This is a genomic window from Enterobacter cloacae complex sp. P16RS2 (assembly GCF_014982155.1).
GTDB classification, from domain to species: Bacteria; Pseudomonadota; Gammaproteobacteria; order Enterobacterales; family Enterobacteriaceae; genus Enterobacter; species Enterobacter cloacae_M.
In genome coordinates this window covers 1-13391 of the sequence record NZ_JADCKW010000007.1, presented here as the reverse complement: position 1 = coordinate 13391, position 13391 = coordinate 1, and the positions used below count along the sequence as shown (strand labels likewise).

At 55.9% G+C, this 13391-nt stretch carries 13 protein-coding genes; 6 read left to right on the top strand and 7 right to left on the bottom strand.

What is annotated here, in order from left to right; translation table 11 throughout:
- Positions 1-32: 32 nt before the first annotated feature.
- Both bioA and INF68_RS03135 read left to right on the top strand, forming a co-directional pair.
- Entirely contained in the window at positions 33-1340 is a 1308-nt protein-coding gene (gene bioA / locus INF68_RS03140; protein WP_126787450.1) for an adenosylmethionine--8-amino-7-oxononanoate transaminase, read from the top strand.
- Positions 1341-1388: 48 nt separating this feature from the next.
- The gene (locus tag INF68_RS03135) at positions 1389-1865 is read left to right on the top strand and encodes a kinase inhibitor (protein WP_008501131.1); all 477 of its coding nucleotides are present in this window, start codon (positions 1389-1391) and stop codon (positions 1863-1865) included.
- A gap of 98 nt (positions 1866-1963) precedes the next feature.
- On the opposite strand, the gene hutH is transcribed toward INF68_RS03135, so the two are convergent.
- The 5 genes from hutH to hutI all read right to left on the bottom strand — a co-directional run bounded on the left by hutH (position 1964) and on the right by hutI (position 8209).
- Positions 1964-3484, bottom strand: a complete 1521-nt coding sequence (hutH, locus tag INF68_RS03130) for a histidine ammonia-lyase (protein WP_126787449.1) — start codon at positions 3482-3484, stop codon at positions 1964-1966.
- Positions 3484-5169, bottom strand: a complete 1686-nt coding sequence (gene hutU, locus INF68_RS03125) for a urocanate hydratase (protein ID WP_126787448.1) — start codon at positions 5167-5169, stop codon at positions 3484-3486. Before hutU ends, hutH begins: the two co-directional genes overlap by 1 nt.
- Before the next feature lie 127 nt (positions 5170-5296).
- Complete coding sequence (locus INF68_RS03120; RefSeq protein WP_023310841.1) at positions 5297-6031, bottom strand: histidine utilization repressor; 735 nt, start codon at positions 6029-6031, stop codon at positions 5297-5299.
- 19 nt (positions 6032-6050) lie between these two features.
- On the bottom strand, positions 6051-6989 hold the full coding sequence (gene hutG, locus INF68_RS03115) for a formimidoylglutamase (protein WP_126787447.1): 939 nt from the start codon (positions 6987-6989) through the stop codon (positions 6051-6053).
- Complete coding sequence (gene hutI, locus INF68_RS03110) at positions 6986-8209, bottom strand: imidazolonepropionase (protein ID WP_126787446.1); 1224 nt, start codon at positions 8207-8209, stop codon at positions 6986-6988. The genes hutG and hutI overlap by 4 nt, the downstream gene beginning before the upstream one ends.
- Before the next feature lie 226 nt (positions 8210-8435).
- Here hutI and INF68_RS03105 point away from each other — a divergent pair, with 226 nt between their 5' ends.
- Entirely contained in the window at positions 8436-9719 is a 1284-nt protein-coding gene (locus tag INF68_RS03105; protein ID WP_033144970.1) for a putative acyl-CoA thioester hydrolase, read from the top strand.
- A 77-nt stretch (positions 9720-9796) separates the two neighbouring features.
- Here the strand turns inward: INF68_RS03105 and pgl are convergent, their stop codons facing one another.
- A complete protein-coding gene (pgl, locus tag INF68_RS03100; protein ID WP_109846289.1) occupies positions 9797-10792 on the bottom strand; it encodes a 6-phosphogluconolactonase in 996 nt (331 codons plus the stop codon).
- 140 nt (positions 10793-10932) lie between these two features.
- On the opposite strand from pgl, the gene INF68_RS03095 reads away from it, so the two are divergent.
- The 3 genes from INF68_RS03095 to INF68_RS03085 all read left to right on the top strand — a co-directional run bounded on the left by INF68_RS03095 (position 10933) and on the right by INF68_RS03085 (position 13027).
- Positions 10933-11154: an HAD-IIB family hydrolase gene (locus tag INF68_RS03095; protein WP_370552415.1), complete on the top strand. Its 222-nt coding sequence runs from the start codon at positions 10933-10935 to the stop codon at positions 11152-11154.
- Positions 11155-11307: 153 nt separating this feature from the next.
- Positions 11308-12144: a pyridoxal phosphatase gene (locus INF68_RS03090; RefSeq protein ID WP_032674400.1), complete on the top strand. Its 837-nt coding sequence runs from the start codon at positions 11308-11310 to the stop codon at positions 12142-12144.
- Positions 12145-12166: 22 nt separating this feature from the next.
- On the top strand, positions 12167-13027 hold the full coding sequence (locus INF68_RS03085) for a hypothetical protein (protein ID WP_126787445.1): 861 nt from the start codon (positions 12167-12169) through the stop codon (positions 13025-13027).
- A 29-nt stretch (positions 13028-13056) separates the two neighbouring features.
- On the opposite strand, the gene INF68_RS03080 is transcribed toward INF68_RS03085, so the two are convergent.
- Positions 13057-13317, bottom strand: coding sequence for a hypothetical protein (locus INF68_RS03080; RefSeq protein ID WP_046852894.1), 261 nt, complete (start codon positions 13315-13317; stop codon positions 13057-13059).
- Between the last annotated feature and the right edge of the window lie 74 nt (positions 13318-13391).

The following is a 13391-nucleotide window of genomic DNA, read 5'->3' as shown; positions in this document are numbered from 1 at the left end:
GGTTTATACTCGTAAACCTAAAACTTTTCAAAATGGTTTACAAGTCGATTATGACCCAGGACGATCTCGCCTTCGACAAGCAGCATATCTGGCACCCTTACACCTCCACTACCCGCCCTCTTCCCGTTTATCCGGTGGCCTCAGCCCACGGCTGCGAGCTGCACCTCGCCAGCGGCGAACAGCTCGTTGACGGGATGTCTTCGTGGTGGGCGGCCATTCACGGGTACAACCACCCGCGTCTGAATGCGGCGATGAAGGCCCAGATTGACCAGATGTCGCACGTGATGTTTGGCGGAATCACCCATCAGCCTGCGGTGGATTTATGCCGTCGCCTGGTGGCGATGACGCCTGAATCGCTGGAGTGCGTGTTCCTGGCCGATTCCGGCTCCGTGGCGGTGGAAGTGGCGATGAAAATGGCGCTGCAGTACTGGCACGCGAAGGGTGAAACGCGCCAGCGCTTCCTCACCTTCCGCAACGGCTATCACGGGGATACCTTCGGGGCGATGTCGGTGTGCGATCCGGACAACTCGATGCACAGCCTGTGGAAAGGCTATCTGCCGGAAAACCTGTTCGCCCCGGCCCCGCAGAGCCGTTTCGACGGCGAGTGGAACGAGATGGACATGGTCGGCTTCGCGCGGCTGATGGCGGCGCATCGCCATGAAATCGCCGCCGTGATCCTGGAGCCGATTGTGCAGGGCGCAGGCGGAATGCGGATGTACCATCCGGAATGGCTGAGGCGTATTCGCAAGATGTGCGACCGCGAGGGCATTCTGCTGATTGCCGATGAGATCGCCACCGGCTTTGGCCGCACCGGCAGGCTGTTTGCCTGCGAGCATGCAGGCATTGCGCCGGATATTCTGTGTCTGGGTAAAGCGCTGACCGGCGGCACCATGACGCTCTCCGCCACGCTCACGACCCGTCAGGTTGCCGACACCATCAGCGACGGCGAGGCGGGCTGCTTTATGCATGGCCCGACGTTTATGGGCAACCCGCTGGCCTGCGCCGTCGCAAGCGAAAGCCTCGCCATTCTGGAGAGCGGCGAGTGGCAGACGCAGGTTGCGGCGATTGAGGCGCAGCTGAAAGAGGAGCTGAGCGCCGCCTCGGATGCGAATTTCGTGGCAGACGTGCGCGTGCTGGGCGCCATCGGCGTGATTGAAACCACCCATCCGGTGAATATGGCGGCGCTGCAGCGCTTCTTTGTGGACCAGGGCGTCTGGGTGCGGCCTTTCGGCAAGCTTATCTACCTGATGCCGCCGTACAGCATTACGCCAGAGCAGCTGCGTAAATTAACCGACGCGGTTGTAACAGCCGTTAACATTCCCGCGCATTTCACGATGTAACCCTATGCATTACACTTGCTGAACGAGCGAGCAACGAGGGTAAACCGTATGAAAATCATCAGTAAAGATCTGCGCGACGGTGAAAAACTGCCGGAACGCCACGTATTCAACGGCATGGGGTATCAGGGAGACAACATCTCCCCGCACCTGGCGTGGGACGAGGTTCCGGCCGGAACCAAAAGCTTTGTCGTGACCTGCTACGACCCGGATGCGCCTACCGGCTCCGGCTGGTGGCACTGGATTGTGGCGAACCTGCCTGCCGACACGCGCGTCCTGCCGCAGGGTTCCGGTTCAGACCTGGTTGCCCTGCCTGAAGGTGCCATTCAGACGCGCACCGATTTTGGTAAAGCGGGCTACGGCGGCGCGGCGCCGCCAAAAGGGGAAACCCACCGCTATATCTTCACGGTGCACGCCCTGGATGTGGAGAAGATTGAGGTCGATGAAGGGGCGAGCGGCGCGATGGTGGGCTTTAACGTGCATTTCCATTCGCTGGGTAGCGCGTCGATTACGGCGATGTATTCATAACAGTGCGGGCTGATGCCCTCACCCCGGCCCTCTCCCACAGGGAGAGGGAGAAAACCGGGCAATTCCCTCTCCCTGTGGGAGAGGGTTCAGGCAAAAAATCACAGCACTGAAGGTAGCAATCCTACAAGGCTTCCCTCTTCCAGAAGCTGCATCGCCTTATCAATATCCGGCGCAAAGAAGCGGTCATCATCGTAGTGCGATACGTGCTCGCGCAGCACATGACGCGCCTGCTCCAGCAGCGGGCTGGATTTTAGCCCTTCACGCAGATCGACACCCTGACATGCCGCCAGCCACTCCACCGCCAGCACGCCGCGGGTGTTGGAGGCCATTTCCCACAGACGACGCCCGGCAGCCGGCGCCATCGAAACGTGATCTTCCTGGTTCGCTGACGTTGGCAGGCTGTCCACGCTGTGCGGGTGCGACAGGGCTTTGTTCTCGCTCGCCAGCGCCGCCGCGGTCACCTGGGCAATCATAAAGCCCGAGTTGACCCCGCCGTTACGCACCAGGAACGGCGGCAGCTGGGACATATGTTTATCCATCATCAGCGCGATGCGGCGCTCGGACAACGCGCCAACTTCGGCAATCGCCAGGGCGATATTATCCGCCGCCATTGCCACCGGCTCGGCGTGGAAGTTGCCCCCGGAGACCACCTCGTTTTCCTGGGCGAACACCAGCGGATTGTCGGACACCGCGTTGGCCTCCACCAGCAGCACTTCTGCCGCCTGGCGCAGCTGCGTCAGGCACGCGCCCATCACCTGCGGCTGGCAGCGCAGGGAATAGGGATCCTGCACCTTCTCGCAGTTGTGGTGTGAATCGGCAATTTCGCTGGTGTCGGTAAGCACGTGACGGTACATCGCGGCGGCATCAATCTGCCCGCGCTGACCGCGCACCTCGTGGATGCGGGCATCGAACGGTCGACGCGAGCCCAGCACGGCTTCGGTGGTCAGCGCACCGCACACCACCGCTGAGGCAAACAGATCTTCCGCTTCAAACAGGCCGCGCAGCGCGAAAGCGGTCGATGCCTGGGTACCGTTCAGCAGCGCCAGCCCCTCTTTCGCCGCCAGGGTTATCGGGTTTAACCCGGCTTTTTTCAGCGCCTCTTTCGCAGGAAGCCACTCGCCCTGCCAGCGCGCTTTGCCTTCCCCCAGCAGGAGCAGCGACATGTGCGCCAGCGGCGCAAGATCGCCGGAGGCACCGACGGAACCTTTTGCCGGGATCCACGGATAGACTTCCGCATTGACCAGCGCCATCAGCGCCTGAATCACGCTCAGGCGAATGCCGGAGAAGCCGCGGGCCAGGCTGTTGATTTTGAGCACCATCATCAGACGGACAATCTCATCCTCCAGCGGCTGACCCACGCCCGCCGCATGTGACAGCACCAGCGAACGCTGTAAGTTTTCCAGATCGTGTGTCGCGATGCGGGTCTGCGCCAGCAGGCCAAAGCCGGTGTTAATCCCGTAGGCGGTGCGCCCTTCGGCAACGATGGCTTCGACGCAGGCGACGCTGTCGTTAATGGCGGCGTGGGCACTTTCATCCAGCGACAGGGTGACCGGCTTGCACCAGACGTTACGCAGCTGCTTGAGCGTCAGCGAGCCGGGAGTGAGAGTTAATGCGTTCATTAATGCTTTCCTTGTGTGGCAGGGATCATCGGCAGGTTAAGGCCCTGCTCTTTGGCACAGTCAATGGCAATCTCATAACCCGCATCCGCGTGACGCATCACGCCGGTGGCCGGGTCGTTGTGCAGCACGCGAGCGATACGCGCGGCGGCTTCATCGGTTCCGTCGCAGACGATGACCATCCCGGAATGCTGGGAGAAGCCCATCCCCACGCCGCCGCCGTGGTGCAGCGACACCCAGGTCGCGCCGCTGGCGGTATTCAGCAGGGCGTTCAGCAGCGGCCAGTCGGAGACCGCATCCGAGCCGTCGCGCATGGCTTCGGTTTCGCGGTTCGGGCTAGCAACGGAGCCGGAGTCCAGGTGATCGCGGCCGATGACGATCGGCGCGGAGACTTCACCGCTGCGCACCATTTCGTTGAAGGCGAGGCCGAGTTTTTGACGCCACTCCAGCCCTACCCAGCAGATACGCGCCGGCAGGCCCTGGAAGTTGATGCGCTCGCGGGCCATGTCCAGCCAGTGGTGAAGATGCTCGTCATCGGCGACGATCTCCTTCACTTTGGCGTCGGTTTTGTAGATATCCTCCGGGTCGCCGGACAGGGCAACCCAGCGGAACGGGCCGATACCGCGGCAGAACAGCGGGCGAATATAGGCAGGAACGAAGCCCGGGAAGTCGAACGCGTTATTCACGCCCATCTCTTTCGCCATCTGGCGGATGTTGTTGCCGTAGTCAAAGGTCGGAATGCCCATCTGGCTGAAGGCCAGCATGGCGGAGACGTGTTCCGCCATAGAGCGTTTCGCGGCAAGCACCGTGCCTTCCGGGTCGGTTTCCGCTTTTTGCTGATATTCTTCCCATGTCCAGCCTTTTGGCAGGTAACCGTGCAGCGGGTCATGGGCGCTGGTCTGGTCGGTGACCAGATCCGGACGTACGCCGCGGGCGACGAGCTGCGGGAGAATGTCCGCCGCGTTGCCGCACAGGGCAATCGACACCGCTTTGCCTTCGGAGCTGTATTTTTTGATACGCGCCAGCGCATCGTCCAGATCGGTTGCCTGCTCATCGACGTAGCGGGTGCGCAGACGGAAATCAATGCGGCTCTGCTGGCACTCAACGTTGAGCGAGCACGCGCCGGCAAGCGTGGCGGCCAGCGGCTGCGCGCCGCCCATGCCGCCGAGACCCGCGGTCAATACCCAGCGGCCTTTCAGCGAGCCGTTATAGTGCTGGCGACCGGCTTCCACGAAGGTCTCGTAGGTGCCCTGCACGATCCCCTGGCTGCCGATGTAGATCCAGCTCCCCGCGGTCATCTGGCCATACATCGCCAGCCCTTTTGCGTCCAGTTCGTTGAAGTGTTCCCAGGTGGCCCAGTGCGGCACGAGGTTAGAGTTAGCGATCAGCACGCGCGGCGCGTTTTTGTGCGTTTTGAACACGCCAACCGGCTTGCCGGACTGCACCAGCAGGGTTTCGTCGTGTTCGAGTTCGGTCAGGGATTTTACAATTGCGTCATAGCATTCCCAGTTGCGCGCGGCGCGGCCTATGCCGCCGTAGACCACCAGCTCGTGGGGGTTCTCAGCCACCTCAGGGTCGAGGTTGTTCATCAACATGCGCAGCGGGGCTTCGGTGAGCCAGCTTTTGGCGGTAAGCGTGGTGCCGCGCGCGGCGCGGACGTCCTGCTGGCGGTATTTACCTGACGACATTGTGTGCTCCTCATAGGGGACAGATGATGCATTTAGATATACTTGTATAGACAAGCACACACAAGGTCAGATTTAACAAAAAAGATACAATTTTGTTATATTGCGTTAGCGATCACGCTTGTAAAACTTATGACATGAAGTGGCCCTGCAGCCGGTAGCGATTCCCCGGGAAAAGCAGTCGGGCATGCGACACAATGTGCGACGAGGACCAGGTTCGGCGGCGGATCAGCAGGCACGGATCGTGCTCTTTAATGCGCAGCCTTTCGCACTCCTGCGGCGTGGCGCGCACGGCCTCCACAATGTGCTCCCCTTCCGTCAGCGGTGCGACGAGCGAGAGATAGGCATGCGGCGTGGTCTGGGTGTAATCCTGGTTCAGATAGTCCGGTATCCGCTCAGCGTTAACGCAGCGATCTTCAATCTGCACCGGAATGTCGTTTTCGAAATGCACCATCACGGAGTGGAAAATGCGGCTTCCCTCCTTGACGTTAAGCTCCGTAGCCTGCTCGGCGCTGGCCTGGGTCTCTTCGAGCACCAGCACCTCACAGCGGTGCTGATGATTACGCGCGGCTATCTCGTCCGCAATGCTGCGGATTTCAAACAGCGCCGACTGTCCTTTCGGTTCCGCCACAAACGTCCCCACGCCCTGCAGGCGCACCAGAAGCCCTTCGTCGGTCAGCTCGCGCAGCGCCCGGTTGACGGTCATCCGGCTAAAACCAAACTGCGCCACCAGCTCGGCCTCGGAAGGAATGCGATCGTGCGGCCGCCAGACGCCGGTAGCGATTTTTTCGCTAATTGCCTGCTTCACCTTTTCATAGAAAGGCGCGGGAGGGCTCGACTGCGGCAGAGGTGAGCGTGAAAACATCGTGACTCCTTGAATAGTGTTATGCCCACCAGTGAGCAATTTGCCAGGCCAGGCGGGCGGCGAGCTTAGCGCCCTGCCCGTCCCGATCGTACTGCGGGTTAAACTCTACCAGATCGGCGGCCCGTAGCTTACCGCTACGGCAGATTTGTTCGATAACCGGGAGAAGATCCAGCGCCGGTATGCCTAGCGCAGCCGGTGCGGACACGGCTGGCATTTCGCTGGCGGGCAGGACGTCCAGGTCGATCGTCAGATAGATACGATCGGCCTGCGCCAGCACCCTTTCCAGGGCGGATAGCGCATCGCGCCTGAAATGGAGATCTTCCACCAGCGTGACGTTCAGGCGTTCGGCCTCATCCCACAGCGCCAGCGTGTTCGCCGCCCGGCTCACGCCAAGGCAGGCGTAGTGAAATTCCCGCCCGCGCTCATCGCAGTAGCGCGCCAGCTGGCGAAACGGGGTGCCGGATGTGGCCCGGTCGGCCTTGCGCAGATCGAGATGGGCATCAAGGTTGATAATGACAACCCGCTCGCTCGGGAAGGCATCCAGCACGCCGCGACCGTGCGCCCACGCGGTTTCGTGTCCGCCACCAAACACCAGCGTCCGCATCCCGGACTGCTGACAGGCGGTGACGGCATCGCTTAACGCCTGCTGTGCCGCTTCCAGCTCGCCGCCTTCAACGTACACCGAGCCCATATCGGCCAGCCGGTCATGCCCCTGATGGCTTGCCATATTTGCCAGAGCTTTTCGCAGCATATCCGGTGCCTGCACGGCGCCGGGCCTGCCCTGATTGCGTTTTACCCCTTCATCACATTCAAAGCCTATCAGCGCGATGCCGGATGAAAGCGGCGTGAACTGGCCCTGCTGCTTTATCGTCTGGAAAATGCGCTTTGCACTGCTGGCCTCGGCGCTGTCGTCGCGCCCCTGCCAGACGGTTTCGGCTACGGGCCGCCATAATCTCATACTGCCTCCCCACGGAAAATACGTTGATAGAGCGGGTTGCGTCCCGGCTCGTAGACCATCTCTACCGGATGATGAGCATCCCAGACGACGAAATCAGCGACAAACCCTGCCCGCAGCTGCCCATGGGTTGCGCCACGGCCCAGCGCCTGCGCGGCATGGCGCGTTACGCCAGCCCAGGCTTCTTCCGGGGTCAGGCCAAACTGGACGCAGGCCATGTTCATCGCCAGGTGCAGGCTCGCAAACGGGCTGGTGCCGGGGTTATAGTCGGTGGCGACCGCCATCGGCACGCCCTGTTTTCTGAGCTGTTCAACCGGCGGACGCTGGCGCTCCTGAAGAAAATAGAACGCGCCCGGCAACAGGACCGCAACCGTGCCGCTTTCCGCCATCGCCTGAACGCCTGCGTCGTCAAGATATTCGATATGATCGGCGGAGAGTCCCTTATACCGGCTGACCAGCGCCGCACCGCCCTGATTCGACAGCTGCTCGACGTGCCCTTTCACCGGAATACCGAGCGCGGCGGCGGCCTTGAAGAGGCGCTCGGTTTGCGACGGGGTAAAGCCGACGTTTTCACAAAACACGTCGACTGCTTCATATAACTCTTTTTGCCACAGCGTGGGCAGTATCTGCTCGCAGACCAGCGTGAGGTAGGCATCCGGATCCTGCCGGTATTCCGGCGGAACCGCATGGGCCGCCAGCAGCGTTGGGCTGATATCGATCGGATTATTGAGGCCCAGCTGGCGGGCAACCTGCAGCATCTTCTCTTCGGCCTCGGCGTTGAGCCCGTATCCCGATTTGATTTCAACGGTCGTCACGCCTTCATTCATGAGACGCTGGAGCCGCTGCTGCGCCAGTTTCAGCAAGGTTTCGGCTGAGCTGCTGCGCGTCGCCGTCACGGTAGCGTTAATCCCGCCCCCCTGGGCGCTAATGGTTTGATAAGAGACGCCGTTCAGACGCTGCTCCCACTCCGCCGCGCGGTCGCCGCCAAATACCAGGTGGGTATGGCAGTCAATCAGGCCAGGCGTGACCAGACGTCCCTGAAGATCGACACAGTGACGGTGTCCGGAAGGAATGTCAGATTCAGGGATCGCGGCCAGAATAGTGTGGCCGCGCACGACCAGGGCGTGTTGCACTTTCAGTCCATAAGGCGCAGGTACGTCCGGCGCCATCGTAGCCAGTCGCGCATTTCGCCATATTACATCGTCGGGATGAATCTGCTGCATGGGGCATTCCACTTGTCTTAGGTTGTATAGACATTTATTTGCATCCACCGTCTACTGTCAACCGCCTTGACTGAAAATGTTATTTATTTGTGATCACCTACCTGCCGCTCCGGGGCTAAAAATGCAACTTTTACCCTTTTTATCTTCCCGTTTCGCTCAACTTAGTATAAAAAAGCATGCTATTTCGTCTATCCCGTTTAAGACTTGCATACCCAGGAGCTCTACCTTGAACATTTCCAGGATTTCCCGTCTGGCGTTAGCACTCGCCTTTGGCGTGACCTTATCCGCATGCAGTTCAACACCACCGGATCAACGTCCTTCTGAGCAGGTTGCGCCCGGTACCGCCTCCCGCCCGATTTTGTCCGCTGATGAAGCGAAGAACTTCGATCGTGCGCACTACTTCTCGGCGATGGATCCTAACGCTGCGCCGTGGACACCGTCTTCTATTAACCTGCCTAAACAGCCTGACTTCGTGGTTGGCCCGGCGGGTGCGCAGGGCGTAACGCATACTTCTATTCAGGCTGCGGTTGATGCTGCTATCACTAAACACAGCGCGTCTCGCCAGTACATCGCGATCCTGCCGGGTGAATATGAAGGCACTGTGTATGTTCCGGCGGCCCCTGGCAGCATTACGCTTTACGGTCTGGGCGAAAAAGCGATCGACGTAAAAATTGGCCTGGCGATCGATTCCGAAATCGACAGCAACACCTGGCGTCACCTGGTGAACCCGGCCGGTAAATATATGCCGGGCAAACCGGCGTGGTATATGTTTGATAACTGCCAGAGCAAGCGTTCCGCCACCATTGGCGTGATGTGCTCGGCGGTGTTCTGGTCTCAGAATAACGGTCTGCAGCTGCAGAACCTGACCATTCAGAATACCCTGGGCGACAGCGTTGATGCCGGCAGCCACCAGGCCGTTGCGCTGCGTAGCGATGGCGATAAGGTGCAGATTAATAACGTCAACATTCTGGGCCGTCAGAACACCTTCTTCGTAACCAACAGCGGCGTGCAGAACACCCTGCAGAATAATCGCCTGACCCGTACTCTGGTGACCAACAGCTACGTTGAAGGTGACGTGGATCTGGTGTCCGGTCGCGGCGCGGTGGTGTTTGATAATACCGATTTCCGCGTGGTGAACTCACGCACTCAGCAGGAAGGTTACGTGTTTGCTCCGGCAACCCAGTCTAACCTCTTCTACGGCTTCCTGGCCGTGAACAGCCGCTTTAACGCTGCCGGTGACGGCGTGGCGCAACTGGGACGCTCCCTGGACGTGGACTCTGCGACCAACGGCCAGGTCGTGATCCGCGACAGCGTGATCAACGAAGGCTTCAATATGGCGAAGCCGTGGGCTGATGCCGCGATCTCCAAACGTCCATTCTCCGGCAATACCGGCGCGGTGGATGATAAAGGGAACGTTCAGCGCAACCTGAACGACGCTAACTTCAACCGCATGTGGGAATATAACAACCGCGGTCTGGGTAGCAAAGTGGTAGCTGAGCCGAAGCAGTAAGCTGTTTTGCCCGGTGGCGCTGCGTTTACCGGGCATAAAAAAACCTCGCATTCGCGAGGTTTTTTGTTTTTAGCCGCTTAGTGAGCGTTGACCACGACCCACATTGGCCCCTGGCCTACGGCGTAACGTCCTTTCTCTTCCAGCAGCCCCTGCTCGCCTTTAATTTCATACAGCGCGATGTGGTGGGATTTCTGCCCCGCCGCAATCAGGTATTTACCGCTGTGATCGATATTAAAGCCGCGCGGCTGGGTTTCCGTTGGCTGGAACCCTTCAATCGCCAGCACGCTGCCGTCTTCAGAGACGCTAAAGACGGTAATCAGGCTGGAGGTACGGTCACAGGCGTACAGATGGCGACCATTTGGCGTAATGTGGATATCCGCCGCCCAGCGGGTATCGGAGAAATCAGACGGCATCATGTCCAGCGTCTGCACGCACTCAATCTGACCGTTAGGATCTTTCAGCTCCCATACGTTCACGGAGCTGTTCAGCTCATTGACCACGTAGGCGTACTGCTGGTTCGGATGGAAGACCATATGGCGCGGGCCGGCACCTTCAACGGTAGTCACTTCGGCAGGATTCTGCGCCACCAGATGACCATCGTCGCTCAGGGTGAACAGGCAGATACGATCCTGCTTCAGCGCAGGCACCCACAGCGTGCGGTTATCCGGAGAGATATTCGCCGAGTGGCAGCCTTCAAGTCCTTCCACCACATCCACGGTTTCGACCGGAATACCCTCTTCCAGACGCGTTACGCTGACGCAGCCCGCGTTATACGAGCCGCTGAAGACAAAGTTGCCTTTACGATCGGTCGAGATATGGGTTGGGCTGCCCGGCAACGGGGCTTCGGCAGTGTACGTCAGCGCGCCATCGTCCGGAGAAATGCGATAGGCCAGCACGCGGAACTCCGGGCGTACACCCACGTACAAGAAACGTTTATCCGGGCTGATGACCATCGGTTGCACCTGGCCTGGCACATCAACAACCTGAACCAGCGTGAGTGTCCCTTCGGTATTTAAACGCCAGACGTGGATCTGCTGGCTTTCAGGACTGGCGGTATAAACGGTTTGTTTCATGAATATTCACTCCTCACTGCGCATGAAAGTAGTTAACTTTTGACGGTGAATGCTGAATTGTCGACAGGAGTTTTGAAGCGTTCGCCTCTCGGTGTACCATCCCATCAAAACGTAAATTCAATATTAACCCGGGAAAACAGATGACCTCGCGTGTGATTGCTCTGGATTTAGACGGTACCTTACTGACGCCGCAAAAAACCCTTCTCCCCTCCTCCCTTGAGGCGCTAAAACGCGCGCAGGAAGTGGGATATCAACTCCTTATCGTAACGGGTCGACATCACGTTGCCATTCACCCTTTTTATCAGGCACTGGCGTTAGATACACCTGCAATTTGTTGTAATGGCACTTATTTGAGTGTGTGACGCTTATTACAACATTTTCACCAATCCAGGGCAATACGCCAGTATCCAACGTTGTTCCAGTGCTCAACAAGACTCTCTTCACCTTGTTTCGTCGTAGCCGCAAAGCGGTGTACTATCGGAAAAACTACATACCAAAATCAGGTGAATCACTACATGGACTATCAGGTAATCGCCCTTGATCTGGACGGCACTTTATTGACGCCAGAAAAAACTATTTTACCAGCCTCATTAACTGCCCTACAGAATGCCCGTAAATCAGGGGCAAAGGTTGTCATAGTTACCGGACGGCACTTTGTAGCCATCCATCCTTTTTATCAGGCATTAGCACTGAATACACCAGCTATATGTTGTAACGGTGCTTTATTGTACGATTACGCCGAAAAAAGAGTTATTGCCTCAGACCCATTACAACCAGAACAAGCTACTCAATTAGTAAACCTACTTGATAGTTACAATGTTCATAGTCTGATGTATGCCGATGATGCCATGTTTTATCAAAATCCAACGGGGCATATTATCCGTACAGAAAATTGGGCTAAATCTCTTCCAGAGTCACAACGTCCAGTATTCAAACAAGTACCCTCTCTGAGTGAAGCCTCTCAAAATGTTGATGCTATATGGAAATTCGCCCTTACTGATTCTGATACTGAAAAACTACATCGCTTTGGTCAGATCGTAGAGCGTGAGCTTGGCCTTGCTTGTGAATGGTCTTGGCACGACCAAGTAGACATAGCACAAGCCGGAAACAGTAAGGGTAAACGCCTGGCACAATGGGTAGAATCGCAAGGCTTATCTATGAGCCAGGTTATGGCCTTTGGTGATAATTTCAACGATCTAAGTATGCTGGAGACTGCTGGCCTGGGTGTTGCTATGGGTAACGCTGTTGATGAAGTGAAAGCGTGTGCTGATTTAGTAATAGGTAACAATACAGAAACTGGAATTGCTGATGTATTAAACCAGTACTTTTCAGTAGAAAAAATTACAGCGTGAAACTGAAACAGGGATGTTCGATATGATAAAATTCACACCTGAAAATGGAATGCGAACTTATATTGATGAACAGTTAGCTCAGTTTGGTTTTCAATATGATGATAGCTTAACAACAATTGAAAATTTAAAAGCTGTTTTCGCCTTACAAAGAAGAATACCAAGCGATAAAAGAAGATTAGTAATCGAACTACCAGGAATTCAAGTACCTGAAGAAACAGAAAAGGCATATGAATCCATCAAGAGGAAACTTACCCTTGGGTTAACAATAAATCCGCATCTTTCCTTGAGTACAACAAAATACATTTACAACGACCTACTATTAAACTCTTGGAATATTCATCACCTACATCTTTCTGAAGAACCCGTTAAAAATGGATTCTTTAAGCGAACAGGTCCTGTTTTATTTTGTATGTTTTTTGAAAACGCCGTCATTTTCATAGACATTATGCCTCATGGAAGAGGATATTCTGATGTTTGGGTAAATGAAAATCTGATAAAAAAAATTCATAAGTATCTTCCTGAATCTATAGAGCACTTTAGAGTGAAAGGTATAACAGGACATAATTTAGATACTAAACAACGCATGGCATTACGAAATGCTCATTGTAACTATGCTATGCAAATGGAAGATGGAACTGTTTATCAACTATTTGGAACTATGACTAATGGTGATAGTTTCCATGACGTACGTAGATTAATGTATATTCAAAGAATGGTAGACTATTACTCTCAGATAGTCCAAACCAATCAGAAAGAAATCAGGCAGTCATTAAATTTAAAAGAAACAGAAAGTTTAGAATTGACGATAGCTTTTCATGATAACGATGTAAAACTTTATGCTAATCAGCAAAACGTCATGATTAATATAAATACTCCCAAATGAAAATGGCCTCGGTTAAGAGGCCTACATAATCACTTCCCTAAATCAAGAAAAGACTTTGGAGGCTTACTGATAATCATTTGTACACCATCTTTCGTAGACTTAAGTGATTTCATTAACTTTCTAGCCGCATCAGGTAGTTTACTATGCTTGACAACCAGATAACCTCCCCTGACTTTTTTAATGACACCATCTCTTTCAAGTTGTTCAAAGTCGATCGCTGCGTACTCTTTTGCTTGTGCCACTATTGTACTTAACATCTCTTCTTTGGATACATCATTTTCATTTTTCATAATAGCCTCGAAGCTCATTTATACTTTTTTAGATTATCAGCATAGTCTATGAGTTATCAAGAGACATACTGAAA